Origin of the sequence: [Ruminococcus] torques ATCC 27756, from assembly GCF_000153925.1 — a bacterium.
GTDB classification, from domain to species: Bacteria; Bacillota; Clostridia; order Lachnospirales; family Lachnospiraceae; genus Mediterraneibacter; species Mediterraneibacter torques.
Map to the genome: position 1 here is coordinate 1 of NZ_DS264367.1, position 21,951 is coordinate 21,951.

Below are 21,951 nucleotides of genomic sequence, written 5' to 3' on the forward strand. Positions count from 1 at the left end.
TTTGCTTCTGCTGATTCATCCTCATAGAACAGATCTACAAAGACACTGTTTTTAATTTCTCTGTTTTCTTTTCCTGCCATAGGCTCTCCTTTCATGTGCATGAACGAACCCTGTAGTACAGGCGGGAAAATGCTTTTAAGCTTGCTGCTTTTAGGTTTACTTTCGCCAAAAGTTTTTCCTCTGAAAAAGAAAACTTTTCCCTTTTTAAGACCTTCTCTTAAAAATCAGTATACGAAAAAAAGAACTGTTCTACAAGACTATCCACGCAAAAACTGTTGTTGTATTGTATCGGGTAATTTTGAGGGAATTCCTCAGACCGGCGAAACTGCCGGTATCTTTCACAGAAAGAATTTCTGTGAGTAGACTTACTATAGCATATCTATCCTCTAAAAACAATAATATTTTTCATCCACTCCATTTAGAAAAAACACTGAAACAAAAAGTGGATTTTAGCCTTCACTCATTAAAAAACATAGGAGCACGGGAACTGCAAAAAGGGGCTGTCGCTTTAACGATTAGTAAATCGTGAAGCGGCAGCTTCCTTTTTCTCGATTTTCTCTATATAATTGCGCTGTGTCTATTGAAACGATAGTTTTTTTCGTAAAAAAGCCGTACTTTAACACAATCCAAAACTGGGTATCTGTAGGCTGCGGTCCGACTGTCAGCCATACAATGTATTCAGAGTCAACTCCATGCTGTAAATTAAATACTGGTTTCAACTGTCCATTTCCCATTGCATCTTCTTTCATCCGCATAAAGGTTGCATCTGGATCTGTTTTAGAATAACTGTTCCTTTTTCCACAAATATGCAGTTTTTTTGTATATCCTTTTAAACGGTCCAGATAGTCTTCTAATGTTTCGATATTCTTTTGCAGCCGAGTTTTTCGTTTCCCGATACCATGTACAAATACAATGTTTTCTTCCTGTTTTAATGCATACAGCTTTTTTCGCAGCCGTTTTACATGTTTCATTTTAACAGTATCACCGTAAACAATCTGAATACCGTAAAGCTGTTCGCATTCTGCAATAAGATCTGCGATTTTAATCAATAACTTCTCCTGATTTTTTGTTACTGCTTTTTTCCACACAAATGTGTATTTATTCGCACAGGTTTCGATTTTTGTGCCGTCTATAAAAATCGATTCTCCGGAAATTTCTCCAAGCTCATAAAGAAGATTAGACATTTCAGCGAGAATCCGTTTCGCACACGGTGCAAAATGAATACTGCGAAAACGAGCAAAAGTGGCATAATCAGGAACTGGTTTACCTTCTAAAAGATACATAAAGTTAATATCCCGTTTACAGTTTAATTCCATAGCCTCCACAAACTGACTCAGCAACCGCACAGAATCGTCTACCGGAATAATTGTTTCTAAGTTTAGGTTTCTAAGTTTAAAGGGAGTTTTAGTTGATATCCCTCCTCATTTAAAGTATAATTCTTGTGTAATAATATAGGGGTTTGCATACTTATATTTTACACCAACAGCCAGACTTTTCAAAGCCTGGCTGTAATTTTTTGTATAGAAAAGAGGCCGCGCACTAATTACTTAGTGCGACAGCCCCTTTTTTTCGACATTTCAACTTTTTGAAGTGTCTATTTTATTTTCTTTTTTTTACTCTGATTACAGAAACGCCCGCAAACATTGCCACTGCTATGAACATCATCATAAATGGTACTGCAAATGGTGTTGCGTCTCCTGTCTGAACAGTTCCCGGTTTCACTTCCGGCGTTGTCGGTGTTTCCGGTGTCTTTCCTTCTTTCGTCGTCGCTTTCACAGATGCTGCCGCTGATTTATTTCCTGCTGCATCATATGCTACAACTTCGATCGTGTACTCTGTCTTCGGAGTAAGTTTTGCGATCTCTGCTGTAAGAACATCGTCTTTTACTGTTCCGATTGACTTGCCGTTTACAAAGATTTCGTATCCTGTCACTCCTACGTTGTCTTTAGATGCTTTCCATTCAATCTTCACTGTTGTATCAGTTTTATCTGTTACTTTCAGATCAGATGGTTTTGTCGGAGCTTCTTTATCTTCTTCCGGCTTCGGATCTGGTTTCTGCTCTTCTTTCGTCGTCGCTTTCACAGATGCTTTCTCTGATTTATTTCCTGCTGCATCAAATGCTTCTACTTCGATCGTATACTCTGTACCCGCTTTCAGATCTTTCAGCTCTGCTGTAAGAACATCACCTTTTACTGTTTCAGCAAGTTTTCCGTCTGCATATACGTTATATCCTGTTACTTCTACGTTATCTGTAGATGCTTTCCACTCAACTTTCACAGTTGTCGTGGTTGTCTCTGTTTCTTTCAGATCAGACGGTTTTGTCGGAGCTTCTTTATCTTCTTCCGGCTTCGGCGAAGTTGCAAGAAGCGCTTTTCTTGCATCCTCTAAGTCTTTCTCTGCTTTATCTACTGCTGCCTGATCTGTCGGATTTTCAAGAACTTTCTGCGCAGCCGCGTATGCAGCTTCAAATGCAGCTTTTTCTTTTCCATCTTCAAATGCGTCTAATACAACTTTGTCTGCATTGTTTAATTCTGCTTCCAATTTTGTTGTATCAACTTCGCCTGATTTCACCGGAGTGATCTTCAGGTTATCAAGAATGAGGTCTTGCTGTCCGTAAGCTCCTCCCGGCTGTTTTGCACCGTTTGCATAAATACCGAACCATGTCTGTCCGCTCTCGCTTCCGGTAACCGTAAACTCATGATGACTTGCTTTACCTGTTCCTGCCGTTGCCGCAAGGTAATCATTATCTGTTGCGTTGTTAAAACTCTCTCCATCTCCAAGCACAACCGCATATGCAGATGATCCTGCCTCATAATCGAATTCTACTTTATATGTCTTTCCTGCTTCAAATCGGAAGTTCTGCGGAATCGTATGATACAAAAGACCTGTTCTTCCCGAACCGCTTCCACTGTCGCAGTGCTGTTTCAGCGACCATTCGCCCTCAATTACATCATTGATCACATAACCGCCCCAGCCGACAGATGTATATTTTCCGTTATCCTGAGACAGATGAAGCTGTCCGTCGCCGCCTCTTTGTGCCGGTCCTAAAACAAACGGATAATATCCTGATGTTACGGATTCAAAATCCTGCTCGAAAGAACCGTCTTCTTTATAGTTTTCAATCTTCTTGTCGATAATTCTGATATCGTCAAAGTATGTTGCTCCATCACCTGCCGCACGGCTGATCGTCAATGTTGCAGTTTCTTTTTCCGCTGTAAACGGAACGTAAACTCTCTGCATATAGGAAGCTTCATTGCCGCCTGCATGTTTCTGATCACTTGCCACATAGTTCTGAGCGATTGATTTCGTCGTATATGCAGACTCTTTGATCGTTCCTGCATTTACTTCTACCGTCGCTTTACTGTCGCTTCTGTTATCAACATAAACTTCTGCAACATAATCTTTGCCTGCTTTGAGCCCTGTCAGTTTTGTGCTGACTGCAACGTCTTCTGCCGGGCTTTCGATTGTCAGACGCTGATCGCCTGTCCATGCTTTTGTAACTTTTACGGCATCGTTGTCTGCTCCGCTCCAAACGTCTGCATCCACTTTGTCGCCGTCTGCATAAGAGTTGAATCCCGGATCTTTCACTGATGTCGTCTCACCGAAGTTAACTGTATCGGCTGTCGGCATTTCTTTTCCGTCAGTCACGATTACGTAAGCTGTTTTTGCTTTTGCTTCAAGCGTGATCTGTCCGTTTGAAACCGGAACCGCGATCGCTTCTCCACGTCCCTGATCTGACAGCTCATACATTGTAAGATTTCCTGTAAATCCGTCCGGCACATTCCATGTAGATGTTCCGCCTTCCAGATTGTAGTGATACAGTTTCGTCTCTTTCGTGTCGCTATCTGTCCACGGAAGCAGATAATAGAAATGATCGTTTGTCGCACTTAAAACTGTTTTATCATTCAATGTGATCTCGCGTTCGATGATCTCATCAGATCTTTGTGCTTCATTTCTTGTTACAACTACTTTATCATCACCATTTTTCAGTGTGATCTGTTTTTCCTGGTTTCCGACCGGTGACTCGCCTTCTGCGTAGTTCTCCCAATCGATTACCTGATAGTGCTGAAGGAATTTTGTCGGAAGGTTTTCGGCAAATGTCAGGTACAGATAATTATTGAAATCCTGATCTCCGCCCCATCCTTCAAATCCTTCCAGTTTATATCCGCCGAGAAGCGGGTTGTCAGCCGCTCCGCCATGTCCTACCCAGTTAAGAACCTGTACGTCTCTCATGTCGTTTCTGAGGAAACGGATGATGTCACTGTTCAAACCTTTTGTAGCTGATCCGCCGTATGGTCCTTCTGTTGCCCAGTGTGACCACGTGGAATCATACTCGCCTTCGTACGGGAACTCTGTGGAGAATCTCCATCCGAGAGAGTTAATCTCTTCTGCGATTCTTCTTGTCTCCCACGCATTCTGATACCATACGTCAAGATAGATGAAGTCCATATTGTCGGCGCCTGCTTTTTTCACTGCTGCCGCAATCTCATCCGCCGATGCAAGTGTTCCCTGTGAATCTTTTACATATTCGCCTTTATCCCAGTCGAGACTTAAAAGGTTCGTATTGTTAATTCTGTCAAATAACTGTGCAAATCTCTTATATCTTGCCTGTGTTCCTAAATCCCAGATCTTATTGATCACGCGGGACTGGTCAAGCCATCCCCATCCGCCCTGCTGCGGTCCCATGATCATATCATCGTTGAAAGATCTCGCTTCCGGATAAGCTTCCTGTGCATTGACATGGATACCGATTTCTGTATCATACTCATGCGCAACGTCAAGAAGATCTCTGAAATCATCCACGCCGCCTTCTCTTTCGGAGATATCCGCATACTCGGAGTTCGCAGAGTCGTGACCTTCATTTCCGTAACCTTTCAGCATAACAGCCTGCGGAAGTCCGTCTGTTGCCAAAGCAACTTTCTTGATATTGTCCGCTGTCACCGAATACGGGTTTGTTACAGCGCTTCCGAAGTTCATAACGATTCTGTAGTTTACAAGGTCTTTCACATCCTCTGATCCATACGGAACATTGATGATGTCACGATAAGCAACTGCGGCATCCTGCCAGTCGATCGTCTTGTCTTCGTTCATATCCTCTGCGATACAAACTTTTGCATATGGAAGTTCACTAAGCGGGTAGTCATATGTAGCTGCCTGTGCCTGTCCGCCTTTATCTCCCGCCTCGTAATACCACTGAGCGCTTGTAAGGCTCATTGTGTCAGCTCCGCTGTTCATGATGACTCTCAGATCGTCTTCTGCCTCTGAGTTGCTGAACAGACCTGCGCTTAAATTCTTGTTTGTCAGGAATCCGTATACATATCCTACAGATTTCTGCGCTACGAATCCATCGTCAAATGTAATAAACTTATCTCCGCTCTTCTTTGTATCCGTGCTCTTAACAGCGCCTGCAAATGAAGCGTTTTCTTCTACCTGATCTACAGACAGAAGATTCAACTGCGGAATGTCGATAGAAGCAATCTTATCCGTTCCTTCTTTGCGGTCGATCTTTGTGATCTCCCATGTAAGATCATTGTCTTTTACACTGATCTCGACCGTCATGTTCATATTGATATTAATTTTTGTTTCTTCATCTTCACCTTCATATTTGAGGGTCATTTCATAAGAAGCTTTCGCCCCTTCAATCTTAGCCTTCACTTCAGGAGTGATCTCCTTGCCGTTGATCACAACTGTATTCACCTTTGCAAGATCTGATTCGTTTCCACGGAAGTAAACGTCATCTTTTCCTTTTACTTCATATCTTGCAACAACCGGGAAGTTCGGTCCTACATACACTTTCATGTAATCAGACTCGATGGATTTATAATTCTTAAGGTCGATCGGCGTTTTCTCGGAAAGTGTAAAGTTAAATACATTTTCTCCTTCCGCCGCATCCTGAACTTCAACCTCTTGTGTTATTGCTTCGTATCCCGGACAACTTGCCGCAGCTGTATAAGTTCCCACTTCAACATCTTCGATCTGATAAGCTCCGTTATCATCTGTTTTTGCTGATTTTGAACCAAAACGAACCGTTGCGCCTTTTAATGCCGCTCCTCCGTCTTTTGCCGTTACAGTTCCGGAAACAGTTGCGAGATTGATATATTCTGAAGACTGTGACTGTCCGTCTCTGTCTTTTGCAAATTCCCATGTATCTTCCATACATGCAGTCTCATTTACTTTCGCATCTGCAAATTTCAAAGACTGGTTTGCCGTTTTCACCATCACGCCCGGATGACCTTTTCCTGCGTTTGTTTCCAGCCAGTTTCCTGCGTTCTGATTGTTCGTTGTTCCGCTGATTCCGTTGACTGTAACTGTCAGAGCTTCCCTGCTCATCGTAACAGAGAACGTCATCTCTTTTCCGTTTTCCGGAGTCTCGAAATCTCCGTTCAAACTTCCGTATGAGCCTGAGCCGTTCTGCCAGTACCACTTGGAATATGAATCATATCCGATATACAGGAAATCATTATCATTTACATATGAATAGAAGAAACCGAAGTTTCCGCTGTTGATCGGTGTAAATGACAGACTAAATACGTCTGCCGGCTTGATCGTGCGATCTTTGTCAAGCAGAAGCGCCGGTCCTGTTGCTCCCGCATAGCTATGTCCTCCGCCGTTCTGAGAGCCTGTCCGGATCGTGATCCATTTACGTCCTGCCGGAACTGTTTCTTCGTACTGTGCCGCCGGATCCCATTCCTGACCTGCAAGATTATCTTTATACAATTTCCATGTATTGAGATCCTCTTTTGTCTCTCCTACAACAACATCATTAAAATAAACGTCTGTGTATGCATCTCCGAATGTCGCGCCTCCGACTCCGACTTTACCCTGAACGTCTTTAAGAGCGACAAAGTTCGCCTCCGTTACAGTTGCCTTTGTTCCATTGACGTCAATTTCAAGGCCATTATCTTTATAGCTTAACTTAATTTCTGCCAACTGACCTTTTTCAAGTCTCGGAAGAGCAAGCGTATCATTCTGCCAAGCCTCGTTTCCGTCCTTTTTGTACTGCCACTTCCAGCTTCCGACATCATACATCAGAAAAGCCCAGTTATTGTCATCTTTATATTTTGTGACAATACGAAGCCTTGTTTTGTCTACGTCGCTGTTAATGCGAAGTTTCAAACTATATGCCTGATTTGTATAATCAGCTTTTTCTGACAAAACAAATGCTTCAGGTGTAGCGCTTCCGAAATGTCCGTTTGCATTACCGCTTCCGGATTTCAGATGTCCCATCGTGACCGGCTCTGCCTTGACAGATAATGCCGGAGCAGCGCCGAGCACTGTCGTCACTACCATCACGAGCATAAGTAAAGCTGCAGTTACTTTGTTCCACTTCTTTTTCATTATCCTCTTTTCCTTTCTTTAAATTTTAATATTAGCTCCTTCAGGACATAGAAAGAGCATCCTATCTTATATATCATAACTCTTTCACTTTTTTCAGTATTTACACTTTTTATCTTTAATGTTGATCTTTTGTTTGTTTTATTTATTTGTACTCATTTTTCACCTCGATTTTTGTATGTATTGCACAATATATTACCTCTCAATTTGTAACTATATCACATATTTCTTCTGTTCTTTATACAACAAGAGGGAGCTTCCCTCTAATATCTCAGTGAAAAACTCCCTCTTGTAATGTCCTTATTGATCTTAATGTATCTAATGTCCGCAATGTCCGCCGCAGGAATCGTGACCTTCTCCGTGTCCTCCACAGTTTTCATGATCGCCATGATGATCTTCTCCGTGATGGTCGCACATTACGTCAGGATTATATGAAAGGTTTCCTTCAATCAGCGCCTGAACCGCACTATCCGCAGAACCTGAAACTCCTCCATACAGTTTGATACCAGCCTCTGCAAGTGCGTTCTGCGCTCCTGCGCCGATTCCTCCGCAGATAAGAACCTCTACGCCTCTTTCCCGTAAAAATCCTGCCAAAGCTCCATGACCGCTTCCGTTCGTGGGAACAACTTCCGATGATTTCACTTCGCCGCCTTCAACTTCATAAAGCTTAAAAGCTTCCGAATGTCCGAAATGCTGAAAAACCTCTCCGTTTTCATAAGTTACTGCTACTTTCATTTTATTCATCCTCTTTCTTTATAATATAACCTTTTTCATAAGCGTAATGATTCCGCCGTGACATAGCGAATACTGTAAATTTATTTATCTGTACCGCCCTTCTCTGTCTCGCCTGCGATAACTTCCGCTTCTTCTGTCGTCTACCTGACGGTTTCTTATTTGGGTATTTTTTCTCCTGCCGGCACTGCTCTGTCGTCGGAAAGCATTTTCTCCCGTCTGCTCTGTATTTGACCGCCGGCGCTCTAATGCCTTTTTGCGTTTTCTTGCAAGCTGTCTTGCTCTCCTTCGTTTCACTTGCCGATATTTCAGCAGACTGAAAAGAACTGCCAACAAAATGATTACCAAAAGAACTACCGCTATTAACAGCTTTACATATATAGGCATCTCTGTTTTTTCTTCTTTATCCGTACTTTTCTTCCCGACGGATTTCATTTCCGGCTCAATATTATACCCTGTTTCTTCCTTAATATAATCCGCCGTCAGTTTCACTTCTACAGTTCCGACATTTTGACCTTTGTATAAATAGGTCAGCTTTCCGGCGGCATTTTGCCTGTCAGTAATCGTAATCTCATGCTCCAGAGATGAAACGTCAATTCCTTTCGGCAGAACAACATATGCATCTTCCGTTTTAAACTTCCTGACGCCATCGGGCTTGTCGTGTTCATTCAAAAACACTTTGGAAAAATTCGCATATACATAATCAAACATCGCCCTTGTATCTACATACACATCTCCCTGATCTTCCAAGACAACCGCAACAAGCTGCATATCTGCATTATCTGCCATAGTCACAAGAGTCGTTTTTGCCTGATCCGTATATCCGGTCTTGCCGCCCGTACAATAATCATAAGAATAATGTGCCCCTACCCAAAGCATCTTGTGATTCTGTTGGAACGTTCTGGATTCATTCACAAGGTTTGTAGGCGGAATCGTATAATTTAAAGTCTGAGTTACTTCCCGAAACTTGTCAAACTGATAGACTGCCGATCCGATCAACGCCATGTCATGCGCCGTCGTATAATGGTTTTCATCATGCAGACCATTTGCATTCGTCCAATGAGATCCCGTACATCCAAGTTCCTCGCAACGTTCATTCATTTTCTGGATAAACGTCTCAAAACCTCCGCCCATCTTTTTGCCGACACTTTCTGCGATTGCATAAGACACCTCATTGGCAGATGCAAGCAGCATACCGTACAGCGCATCGTTCATACTGAGTATTTCTCCCGGTCTCATCCCGATACTCGCATCTCCGTATTCCAGAAACGAAACGCTGTCTTCGGAAAAATAAACTTCGTCATCCGGATCCGCATTTTCCAACGCCACAAGCGCTGTCAACAGTTTTGTAATGCTTGCCGGATAATGCTTATCGTTTATTTTTTTCCCGTATAAAATCGCCCCGCTGTTCATCTCCATAACAATCGCCGAATTTGCATATACATGCGGTCCCTGCGGCCAGTTTTCCAAACCGTTTGTCTCAGGAACGGCATCATATGCCGCCTGTTTCTGCACCGCGATCGGGTCAACTACATCTTCTGCGTGTACGGCTCTTGACGGAATCAATGCTGTGCCGATCACACAGACTGCTGCCAGCACTGCCGAACATATACGGTTTCTATATTCCCTCATTATAACCCTCCACATCGATATAACCCTTCAGATTATTTTTCTCTAATAATTTATTATAACGATATTCTTTTTGTTTTACAAGTTTTAGATTTTCCGAAGTATTTTCATCCGCTTCCAGAAGGGATGTCAATTTTCATGGATGGGTTTCAGCATTTTAATAGTTCTCTGCATGTATTTCAAAATAACTTCTCGGATGCGCACAGGTCGGACAGATCTCCGGCGCCGCAGTTCCTACTACAATATGTCCGCAGTTTCTGCATTCCCACACTTTCACTTCACTTTTTTCAAATACTGATGCCGTCTCTACATTTTTCAGCAGCGCTCTGTATCTCTCTTCGTGGTGCTTTTCGATCTCCGCCACAAGACGGAATTTTTGAGCAAGTTCCGGAAATCCTTCTCTCTCGGCAGTTTCCGCAAAACCGGCATACATTTCTGTCCATTCATAGTTCTCGCCTTCTGCCGCCGCTTTCAAGTTATCTGCCGTATCTCCGATCCCGTTCAATTCTTTAAACCACATTTTTGCATGTTCTTTCTCGTTATCCGCCGTATCCCGAAACAACGCGGCAATCTGTTCATACCCTTCTTTTTTCGCCACAGACGCAAAATACGTGTATTTATTGCGCGCCTCCGACTCTCCCGAGAAAGCGTTTCTTAAGTTTTTTTCCGTCTCTGTTCCTGCATATTTACTTCCCATGTTATTCACCCTTTCTGCTCCTCTCAAAAGAAACAGCCTTTCCTTTTTTATATCCTATTATAACACAGTCAGCTTATATTAAACAATTAACATTCAAATGCCGGATATTATGTCAGTCCTTCCTGTATATTCTTCTTTTTCTACATAGAATTATAAACGCTCCCGAACTGAATATCAGTAAAAGCAATGACAAAGCCGCCGAGCTTGTATCTCCTGTTTTCGCTCCTTCCGTCTTCTCCGTTTCCGTATTTTTATCCGGCATTTCAGGATGCTGCGGCGCTTCCGTGATCCACTCGCTTTTTGGTTTCGTTACAACATCCCATATATAGCTGCCGTCTATTTCTTCCGGAATACTGATCAGATACGGCGATGCCTGATAACTGCCCTGCTTCTCATCGGTCCACACCTTTGTCTGGGCAATCAAATACAATCCCTGTTCTAATCCGCCGATCATTGCGATTCCATTCTCGTCCGTTTTCAAAGCGTTTCCCTGTATACTTTGCCGAACCGCATAGTTGTATAACTGCTTTGCCTGTTCGTTTTTTTCAGAAGATTCGATTCCTTCCAGAGAAACTCCCGCATTACCGAAATCTCCTGCAAGCGTCCACTTTCCATCCTCCATCTTTCCGACAAAAAAAACAGAAAAATCCGCATTCGCAAATACAACCTCTTCATTTTCCTGTGTCCTTCCATGATATTCAATCTGGATAGAGCCTACATTTTCCGCCCTGCAGGATAAACTTGGAATCAGTATTCCGAATACAGTCAAACAACCTACAAGAATATTTTTCCATCTATTTTTCATTTGAAACATGATCTTCCCTCCGTGTTTTTTCTCTCTTTTTCTTTCTCTTTTTCACATACGCAGCAACACCGCAAAAGAACAAAATAAGAAACAAAATGAAAAGTCCTATAAATAAAACTTTCATCTGGAACGGTAATCCTATTGCGATTTTTTCATCCGGAACTTTTTCCACTGCCTCTTCATAAGGAATCCTATACCCCCTTACAAGAAGCCTGTGTGTATTCACCGCATAGGGTGTACAAGTAACTAATGTAACATAATCTTTTCCCGGTACGATCGTAAGCTCCTTTGTATTTTCCGGCAGCACAGTAAGTATCTGATCCACTTGATAGGCAAATGTTTCACCGAGAACTTTAATATAGAAGATATCTCCTTTTTCCAAATTATCCAGATCCGTAAACAACAACTTAGAAGGAAGTCCCCGATGCCCGGTTAAAACTGCATGGGTACTTTCCCCGCCTATCGGTAAAGACGTCCCCTCAAAATGGCCTACCCCCGACTGAAGCACCTTTTCTTCTGTTCCGTGATAAATCGGAAGTTCTGCATTAATCTTAGGAATACGGATATATCCGATCATTCCCGACCCGTTTACATTTAACAGGCTTTGATATCTCTCGTCTACCTCTTTCTTTATAGATGAAAAAGGATCTAATAACTCAATATTTCCCAAAAGCTCTTCGTTATACTGTCTTGCTGCCTCGAGCATTTCACGCTTGTCACTTTCGCTTAACCGCACTGCGTTTTCATCATAAGCCGAAATCACTTTTGAGCCGTTCTTTTCATAAAGATAGTTGCTGACTGTCGGATATAACAGTACGGAGAATGCAATAATCAATCCTATCACGCGAAAAATATCCCCAATATAAAATTGTTTTTTCTCTGTCTTTTTTCTGCGCATCTTTATTTCATTCTCCCTGCTGTTATAACGAATGGGAAGACTGCCCGAAGGCAGCCCTCTCATCCATATGTCTGAATTATAAATGATTAAGCACGTTTTCTTCTGCTGATCACGAAGCTTACCGCAATACCGAGAATCATCACAACTGCAATCACTGTGAAAATTACAGTACCCATTCCACCTGTTTCCGGAAGAAGTGTTCCTGTAGTATTCTCAATGTCGATGATTTTATCATCCACCACCCCATCATTTTGCTTGATTGTCCAGTCATCCACATTCGTAGTATCAGATTTTGTAATTGTAATTTTAACCGGAGCTGTCAACTTGTTGTAACCGTCCGGAGCCTGTGTCTCCACTAACCAGTAGCTTCCTTCCGCAAGACCGTTTAACTTTAAGTTCATTCCTGTGCCTACTGTTGTCCCGTCACCGATAGATTCCATATCGTACATCTTATTATCGCCGACCTGTACCGGGTCTACTGTGTAAGTACCGTTAGAACCTGTAACTGCGATTGCATTCTGATTATTGTTTGCATCCTCTTCGCTTCTATAAAGACGGAATATTGCACCCGCAAGGTAGCTATTCTGCTGATCTTTGATTAATTTGTGAATCTGTACCGGATAAGTTGGTGTTGTTACTACGTCCGGTGTTGTTGTAGTTATGTTATCCGGATCGTTACCATACTCTAAGTGAGCGCTGTTGTTTGTCTGTACTACGGCATCAGCATTAACTTTTGCATAGTAAGTAACTGTAAAAGTCTTTCCTTTATGTGTCTGATTCTCTCTAATCCACTGTGATAAATCCAATGTCATCTTTCTGGCATTATCCGGATCAATATCTGCTTCTTTTATTACTGAGTCTTGCTCTCCTTCAATCTGAACGGATACCTCATATTTTTTTTCTGTTGGCAGTTTCCCCATTGTATCTTCTACAAAATCAAGACCTTCTGTCAATGTATCGTGGATTTTATATGTATACTGCGCATATCCTGTTGTATCCGGAATTGTTCCTGTAATTGTATAAGTTACAACCTGTCCAATTTCAACTGTTGTTTTGTCTGCCTCTTTTTCAATGCTCGGCGCTTTACCTTTTAAAGTAATTGTTTTGCTATCTTTATCCACAGATACGAGAGATGACTGAATCTCCTTTGTTCCTGTCTGATATACAAGATAATAACCGTATGCTAAATTATTGAATGTATAACTCTTCTCTGCACTTGTAATTTTTCCGGAAGTTCCAGTTTCTGCCGTTCCTGCTTTCAATGCAGCTGCTGTAAAGTCATTTGCGAATTTCTGAATTCCTGAAGGATTTTCCTTATACTCAGCAAGTTTGTTATATAATTGTTCACTTGTTGCTTCCTTCGATAATCCTAAAGCTGTTGCGATTGCATTTTTATAGTCCGCATTGACTGTATAAGCATAATGTGTATCGCTTACACTCAAATCAAAGAGCTTATAGACTTTAATTGTCTGACCCTTTAACGTGTTTCCTTCATTGACGTTTACTGTCAAATTTCCTGTTTTTATTCTGTCTGCGGCAAAAGCAGTTGTTGCCATTGCCAGTGTCATGATGGCTGCTAAACACAATGCCATCATCTTTTTGATTGAGTTTTTTACTTTTCTCATTCTTTGTGTCTCCTTTTCTTTTTGTTCTTTATTATTTATAGCTACTCTGACTTCTTGTGCTTTTTCTCTTCCTGTATTCCGTAGCTGTCACTAAGCAAAGAAGCAGAACACCTAACGTGTAGAGCAAAGCTTTTCCCATTCCTCCTGTTTCCGGAAGAAGGCTGTCAAACCAGTTTTTCGTATTTGTCACCGTAATACTGTATTGACGATCGCCTTTGTAAGTTATTTCTGTTGTATATCCGTCCACTTTCATCTCGCTGACATGATATGTGTAATAATATTTCTTTCCATCCGTGCCAACATGATATGCTGTATATTCAGCTCCCGTAAGAACCTTTTCCCATATGTCCGATGTTTGTGCATCTTTTTTTGTCAAAATAACTTCTTTATTGAAGTTTGTATCTACAACCGGTTTTCCGTCTTTTTCATAGCTTCTTGTAATGTTAAAGATGACCTCATTCGGACGATCTTTTTCCTCGTCCCTTTTCCAAACCTTTTTCAGACGAAGTTCAATAAGATCCTTACACGGGTCTTGAACATCCGGCGCTTCCTCATTGCCACCCGGTTCTGTCGGGCTGCTTGCCGTATTGTTCATCAGAACAGCCATCGCGCCGTCCTCCTGATAAACATTGACAGGTATTTGCCCTGCGCTGCCGCTCATCATAGCGTCTTTCAGATCGGTAAACTTCACAACTTTGTCTTTCGTCATATGCCGGATTGTATATACATTCTTCCATGCATCAGATGTTTCGTAGTTGTGCTGAAGTTCCTTGCCCGATTTACCAAACAGCTTCTCATATGCGGTATCACCATTACGATAGATCCGGTAATAGTTTTCATTGCCTTCAATGCCTTTCACATCGTTAAATTCCCAGTTGGAGTTCAGACTTGACTTTCCGGTAAACGGTCCGGTCAGATCCTTTGCACCTCGGATAACGTCTGCAAAGAACATGTTGTTGTTCTCAAGTAAGCCTTCGTTATTCCATCCGACGAAACCTCCGGCAATACCGTATTGACCTGTGCCGTTGGCATTGTTTCCGGCGCCGCCTCCATAGACGTCATAGCCGTCTGCAATACCTGTCACTGTACATTTATCAATCTTTGTACGGTTTGCCTTTATGAGTGAAATATTGATTTCATTTTTCAGGCTTTCTTCATCGATCGTACCGCTCTCTGAGCAGTTGATCTCAATCTTACTGTCTCCGATATAGATGGTCGCAAGACTCTTATCCTCTGCTAAGCCAACCTTAATATCCAGTCCAAGCAGATTCAGAGATACCAGTTTCCCATCATATAAAGCATCAATTTCAATAATGCCTAAATCAATTTTAATTACCTGACCTTTTTGAAGTTCATCTAACCAAAGCGCCTTCAAAATCTGATTCACAACCGTCACTAATCCTTTAACCAACTCGGAATCCAGATTAATATTTGCAAGATAAGCAAAGGTTGTCTTTCCTGCGAACCCTCCGGCGATCTGACCGCTTGTCACCTGTTTTAACCCGGTGACTTTATTTTCTGACAATCTTCCAAGATCTGCATATCCGGTAAATCCTCCGGCGATTTCTGATTTATTTTTCTGGTCTATCGTATTATTACTGTGTACAGTAAAGCCTTCGTTGACACCTTCGACACTGCATCGGTCTACATGAGAACCGAATACATCCATTACACCTGCACCTGCGCTTAATAAATCACCCAACGCACCTAAATTGTCCAAATCGACCGTACCGCTCTTTCCGAGATGTCCGATAAATCCTCCGGTGTAGTTCATACCGTTGACCTTGCGAAGATTTGTCACTTTGGAATCTTTGACAGAACCGTTAAGCAATGCGCCTCCGAATCCTCCGGCTGAACCCGAATAAACAGGATCGTTGACATATTCTGATTTTTTACTGTCTCTTGCCTGTACTTCCAGTCCTGCTTCTGCAGAACCGGACACATCGGAATGATAAACATAACTTCTAAACGTATCTAATACGCTTGTTCCTCCAAGAGTCAATAGGGCGCTCAATATACTTGTATTCCCATTGCTAACTTGCAATATTGCAGATACATCTGCAAGGCCGACAAATCCTCCGGCGTATTCTCCTCCTGTCACACTTCTGACATTCGACACATGAACGCCGCTTTCTGACTCATTCATTTCTCCGATAACAGCTCCGTTGATCTCTCCTGCGAAACCGCCCGCCGCCTTTGCATAGGCTGTATTGCCTGTACCGTTTGTATAAGCGCCGTTGATAATGATTCCCCAGTCATCCCACGCTTTGACATCTGCGCCTCGCACTGTAGAAATAGTTGCATCTAATAACCGTGCAAGATCTCCCGGAGTTCCTATCAGATACTGAAGCAATCCGCCAAGTAATCCTTCACTGCTTGCCGTGTCTAAATTCGCTGCGCTTGCCGGATCGATCTGTCCTGCAAATCCGCCGATTGCTTTCGTACCTTCCACTTTTCTCAAATTAGCCACGAAGCATCGCTTATTATTCGGATCAGGTACGGCATCTGTTGCACTGTACGTATTCGCTTTTTCAGACCAGTTGCCCCAGATCTGTCCGCCAACCATATGACCGACATACCCTCCGGCATAACCGACTTTTTCTATTTTCAAGGTTGAATCCTTAACCGGGATTCCTGTTGCCTTCACCGTCATTCCTGACTGGAAACCTGTAATATCCGAATTTCTTATAACCGGAACGAAAGTCTGCACGGCGCTGATAGAATTTGCAATATCCAAACCAATCAACTCTACTTTTCCGACTTCTGCAACGCCGCCGGTTTTCATTTCTCCGGCAAATCCTCCGGCGCTCTTGTATGCCATCACAGATTTCGCATCCCATGCATGAGCATTGGTAACCACTCCTGCTTTCATGCGTCCGACGTAGCCTCCGGCTACGCCTGCTTCCATATCCTGTCTGCCGACGCTCGTTCTGCCCGCCTTAACATTGTAACCATAGGCATATTGTGTGATTAATGCCTGTAACTGTTCTTCATTCTCAACAGGTGTACTTGTGAACTGATCTCCGTAAACACCGTTGTTGCCGACAGCCTCCGCCCACTTGTTCCATGTGTCCATATCCACTTTTCTAAGCGGTCCGTAAACGGCTGTGTTCGTTTCTGTCGGATAAACAGCTCCGAGAAGACTTAACACATTACTTGTTTTCAGTAAGCCAAACAGAAGCTGTAAGTTTCCTGTTCCTGCCAGATCCGCCGTTTCCATCAATCCGGTAAATCCTCCGGCAAACTCGCCGCCGTAGACTGAACGAATACGAATCGTGGCACATTCCTTCCCGCCGCCTTCTGCCGCATATCCTTTAATTCTTCCACCATGGTTATAACCTACATAGCCTCCGGCAAGACCTCTCACACACTGGGTGTCAGTGATGCCGTCGGCACGAACCGCGCCGCCGCAAGGCACGCTGCTCGTCTGACTGTCTTCTATAATCGGAATGAAAGACTGCACCAGACTGGCAAGACTATCTGTTACATTTAACAGTCCATCTAAAATACCGGCATCTTCGATTACGGAAGCAACATTTCCCGGTTCCATGATACCGGCATAACCTCCGGCTGCCTCGCGTCCGATAATATAGTTGAATAAATTCGCATCACTGTTTTTGATGATGGTACCGGACATTTCTCCGATAAATCCACCTGCTTTTCCTAACTTCTGATTCTTATCATCTCTGCCATCTGCCAGTACGGAATAACCGCCGACACATCCGTTGACATCGGAGTTTTCAATGGTAGACGCCACTACATCCAGCGCCTTCAAAAGATTCGTCAGCTCGATGTTCCCAAGAAGCTTTAATCCGCCTCCGACTGCTGCCGCGGAATCAATATCCACACATCCTGCATAACCTCCGGCGTATTTTCCACCTTTGACTGCATATTGTGAATCCGTTCCGAAATAGCTGTCTCCATTTGCAGATTCCAGACTATCGCCCGGCGGCGTCACCTTTGTATGCTTTAAGGATGTCACATCCGAATCTTTAATCTGCACACCGCCGCCATATCCAAGATAACCTCCCGCATAGCTGTCTGTATCCGTCGCTTCTACAGTAAATCCTTTTTCTGTCGACTTCACGCCCGCCGATTGAATGATCGGGATGTAAACTTGAAGTACATCGAGCAGCTGACCGATATCAAGGTTTAAAATACCACCAAGAAGATTCAGTCCATTTGAAGAAGCCGTTGCCCCTGCGTCAACTTTTCCGGCAAAGCCTCCGGCGTGAGATTCACCCTTGACTTTTTCCAGACCATAAACTGCATAAGCCTCTGTCCTTGTACTGTTATCGACCTTACCGCTTTGCATTTCTCCAAAAAATCCGCCGGCATAATCAGCCTTGACCTGAGGTTCTTCATTAGCTGAGCAAAATGTAACGGTAGTATTTGTATATTGAGGTATCAAATACGGAACTAAATCCAACAGCCCGCTGACATTTACAATTCCGGGAAGTTTCAATGCTCCGTCTTTGTCTTCCTGGGCCAGACCTGCCAGCCCGCCTGTGTGGCTTCTTCCCACAAAGCCTCCGGCATAACCTTCTTTATCTTTTGTAGCTTCTGCATAAACTGCCTTCAGATTTGTCACATGTGAATCTGCAATTTGTACCCCTTCTGCTTCGGAAATAAAGCCTCCGGCAAGAATAGATTCGCCTTCCGTTATCTCAACCTGTCCACTGGCTTTGATGACTGCGCCGTTCTCTGTTCCGCTCACAGATACATTGGAAACTTTTGTGGCAACACCATCAACCAGACTAAGTAAGCTGTCAACTTTAATCAATCCCAGGCCCAGAAGATCCAGACCGCCTTCTTTTGCAAGACTGCCTGTTCCTGCCCGTCCGGCAAACCCGGCGGCATAATTTCCGGCAGTCACAGATTGAATACCTTCAATTTTAATCTGCTCTGCTGTTCCTCCAAGCATTAAACCTGCTCCGCCGGAAGCATACTTATTCGATGCTTCGATTTGAAGATCATTACCACCTAGATCTACATTCGATACAGTAAACGAAAGATAACTTCCGATTCCCAGTGTATCGTTCAATACGCCGACCGCATCAGCTACAGTAACTGCTCCTGAAATTCCGCCTGCATAATTATTTGCTTTTACAAAACTTACCCCTTGTATCGTATTTTTCTCAGTTCCAGAGGATGTGATCTGTACGCCGTCTCCCTGTCCGATCAGACCGCCGGCATAATCTGCCGCTGCCTGAACACTAAAGTTTGTTCCACTGACAGAACTTCCTTTTATTTCAGAAGGCTGTGCACCGCTTAAAGAAAGAAGCACACCTAGTTCTTCTTCATTTCCCGAAACAAGTAACTGTTCCAGTAGTTTTGATACAGATTGCAATAAAGTATCATTTTGTTCATCTTTTGAACCTACGGCCATTCCATAGCCCAACGTAGCTCTTCCCGCAAAACCTCCGGCATATTGATTGGCTTTAACCAGTTTCACTCCCGAAACATTTGATTCGATGCTGCTACTATTTGCCATTACGCCATTAAAACCTCCGGCATAACTATCTGTCGCCGTAACTGAAAGGTCGCTTGCGTCTACATGACAATTTCTCTGTGTAGAACGAATATCAAATGTTTTGATTTCCGCTCCCAGATCACTTAATAATCCTTTAACCTGTGCATCTTTTTCGATTCCGGCAAAGCCTCCGGCTCCGATATCTGCCACTACCTGATTCAAACCGGTTACAGAACAGTTATTTATATCTGTTCCTGTCTGGCTTCCCACAAATCCGCCGTTGTAATTGACAGTTTCTTTCCCCGTTCCTGTCGTTCCGATCGATCCCTCTGAAAGAGAAACACTGCTGTTTTGGATCAGTGGCTTATAATAGCCATTCGGCAATAACTGTCCAAGAGGAACATCATTTTTCAAAAGAATCGTAATCAAATCTCCCAGTCCCACGCCCGGAAGAATATTCAGCAAGGTTGATAATAGCTCTACGACTCCCGCTGTCACATTTCCGAGAATATAGGTTGCTTCTCCTGATGTATATCCGACAAATCCTCCTGTCATTCCTTTTACATTCGTTACAGAAGCGTTGGTTACCGTACAGTTTTCAACAGAAACATCCCCTACAATACGTCCTGCAAAGCTTCCGGTCGCAAACATATCCGGACTGCTTTGCTTTAATGTCAATAAGTCTTTAATGACATCTCCCAGTTTTAAGTTTCCGATTACCGGAACCAGTCCTTCAAGGATTCCACTTATCAGGTCCAGAATTCCACCCAACAATCCACCCAGCACTTCCAACAATCCTTCTACTAATGATTTTGGATCATTATTTACTGTCACAGATTGATTATTAACTGTAACTTGATCTAAATGGAGGTTTTTTACTCCCGCCTTCCCCGCAGACTCGAAACCACCATTCCCACTTTTTTTCATTTCATTAGAGATCGTTCCGAAAAATCCAATTCCGCTGTCTTTTTGGATATCCAGTTCCCCTGTCTGATTCACTTGAATATTACTAATGGTAGGCACGCTGCCCTCCTGCATATTCAGGCGTCCTTCCATTTTTCCCGAAAAGTGAAGCGGTGTCCAGTCATCCTCTTTTCCGTCGGAATATTCTCCCTGCAATAAATCAATATCTCGAAAAATAATATAATTGGCATCCGGAGAATATTTTAGCGATTTTAATTCATTGCTTGCTTCTGATAGAGAAGGATAACTTTGAACGTTGTTTTGATTAAATTCCTTATCCACGATAACAATATCATCTGTCCGCTCACCGATAAGTTTTTCTAAAAGACTCCCTAATATCGGTATATCAAACAAAGGTCCTAACAGTGCATGTAAAATGTCACCAAGCAGTTCTCCCAGTGGTCCTAGCAAGAATCCAACTAATCCTTCTTTATCATATTCGATATTCATCAAACCTTCTGTTTTGTTTGTATTTGCTTCTGAAAAATAGATGAAATCTTTTTGTTCAATCCCACTTTCTCCCAAAGCTTCGCCTTGTTTTAAATTGAAGTCGGCATCGCCGGGATAATATGGAGTATATGTTATTTTGTCATCCCCCCATATTCCTAGGTCTACTATGGATTTCACATAGAGCATTGGGGTTACTTGCATATACTGATTGCCTTTTTCTTTAGGCTTCGCATCTTGTCCGATTGCTCTAAGCTGCCATTCGTTTCCGATAAGTATATATGGCTCTCCTTCAACTTTGGTATAAACCTGACCAAGATACTCACGCCCTCCAAGCTGTCCCGCATCTGCCTGAACCGTTGCTTCTTTCTTAATCTTTTCCGCCTTTAGTTCCGGCATCTGTTCTGTAAAGGACGGACTTAACACATAATTATGTTCTTTGCTGTAAGTCAGATATTCCTGCGCCGATTCCGCGCTCTCGTCTGCCAAAGTTCCGTCTTTATACAGAAGCTGACCTATTCCCACTTTTTCAGGGATCATATCATAAGACATGATCGGTTCTTCCGCCGATTTTTCCGAAGCGATCAAGAGAAGCTGATAGTTATTGTAAACATAAACCGTATCGCTTTCTTTATCATACAACGGAGCATCCTCTTTCGGCGCTTCTGCAAATGTTCCGGTAAATCCCTCCGGCAAAGTCCACATCGTTTTCGCAGTCAGCGGGATTTCATTCATCAGCATGTAATCCGCATCTGACGCATATGTAACCGCATTTCCGCCGTCAACAACTTCTTCGCCTGTGCCGAACAGTTCTTTCTCTGTATCGTTCATCCGCACAGAACTTCCTGTACCGATCGCCTGAAGCTGTTCGATGTTGTAAATCTTAATAATGCCGTTTTCATATAAATCTGCGTCTTCTGACTGCTGATCCGATGACGGATCTGTCTGTCCGTTTTCTGCCGAACCTGACTGATCGCCTGACGGCTGAACTGCCTGTCCGTTTTCTGCCGAACCTGACTGATCGCCTGACGGCTGATCTGTCTGCCCGTTTTCCATCGAACCTGACTGATTGCCTGACGGCTGATCTGTCTGTCCATTCTCTGTCAGCTCTGACTGCTCACCCGACGACTGAACGATCTGTCCTTCTTCTGACACGTCTGACTGCATCGGCATTTTTGCTTCCTGCAGCTGCTGTATGAGCTGCATATCGATCGGCGGCCCTTTCGCTATTCCCTGCGCCGAAACAGTCACCGTCTGCAACAATACAGAAAATACCAACAGACATGCAGTTCCCTTTTTCCATATTTTCCACTTAAATAATTTTTTTATGTCTCTATTCTTCACTGT

8 protein-coding genes and 1 pseudogene are annotated in these 21,951 nt (G+C 43.1%); all 9 read right to left on the bottom strand.

Annotated features, from left to right (window positions below; all coding sequences use genetic code 11):
- Positions 1-635 precede the first annotated feature (635 nt).
- Positions 636-1,465, bottom strand: a pseudogene (locus tag RUMTOR_RS09970) (transposase); the annotation flags it as partial.
- Between the two features lie 134 nt (positions 1,466-1,599).
- Positions 1,600-7,338 carry an endo-alpha-N-acetylgalactosaminidase family protein gene (locus RUMTOR_RS09975; RefSeq protein ID WP_004847603.1) on the bottom strand — a complete coding sequence of 1,913 codons (5,739 nt, stop codon included), beginning with the start codon at positions 7,336-7,338 and terminating at the stop codon, positions 1,600-1,602.
- A 315-nt stretch (positions 7,339-7,653) separates the two neighbouring features.
- Entirely contained in the window at positions 7,654-8,070 is a 417-nt protein-coding gene (locus RUMTOR_RS09980; RefSeq protein WP_009242998.1) for a NifB/NifX family molybdenum-iron cluster-binding protein, read from the bottom strand.
- Between the two features lie 84 nt (positions 8,071-8,154).
- Complete coding sequence (locus tag RUMTOR_RS09985; protein WP_009242997.1) at positions 8,155-9,699, bottom strand: D-alanyl-D-alanine carboxypeptidase family protein; 1,545 nt, start codon at positions 9,697-9,699, stop codon at positions 8,155-8,157.
- Positions 9,700-9,853: 154 nt separating this feature from the next.
- Positions 9,854-10,393 carry a rubrerythrin gene (gene rbr, locus RUMTOR_RS09990; protein ID WP_004847609.1) on the bottom strand — a complete coding sequence of 180 codons (540 nt, stop codon included), beginning with the start codon at positions 10,391-10,393 and terminating at the stop codon, positions 9,854-9,856.
- A 112-nt stretch (positions 10,394-10,505) separates the two neighbouring features.
- The gene (locus tag RUMTOR_RS09995; RefSeq protein ID WP_227077111.1) at positions 10,506-11,198 is read right to left on the bottom strand and encodes an LPXTG cell wall anchor domain-containing protein; all 693 of its coding nucleotides are present in this window, start codon (positions 11,196-11,198) and stop codon (positions 10,506-10,508) included.
- Positions 11,188-12,096 (bottom strand): class C sortase, encoded by a 909-nt coding sequence (locus RUMTOR_RS10000; RefSeq protein WP_009242995.1) that lies wholly within the window; start codon positions 12,094-12,096, stop codon positions 11,188-11,190. The genes RUMTOR_RS09995 and RUMTOR_RS10000 overlap by 11 nt, the downstream gene beginning before the upstream one ends.
- An 86-nt stretch (positions 12,097-12,182) precedes the next feature.
- Positions 12,183-13,721 carry a SpaH/EbpB family LPXTG-anchored major pilin gene (locus RUMTOR_RS10005; RefSeq protein ID WP_004847612.1) on the bottom strand — a complete coding sequence of 513 codons (1,539 nt, stop codon included), beginning with the start codon at positions 13,719-13,721 and terminating at the stop codon, positions 12,183-12,185.
- A gap of 31 nt (positions 13,722-13,752) precedes the next feature.
- Positions 13,753-21,948 carry a Cna B-type domain-containing protein gene (locus tag RUMTOR_RS10010; protein ID WP_044998227.1) on the bottom strand — a complete coding sequence of 2,732 codons (8,196 nt, stop codon included), beginning with the start codon at positions 21,946-21,948 and terminating at the stop codon, positions 13,753-13,755.
- Between the last annotated feature and the right edge of the window lie 3 nt (positions 21,949-21,951).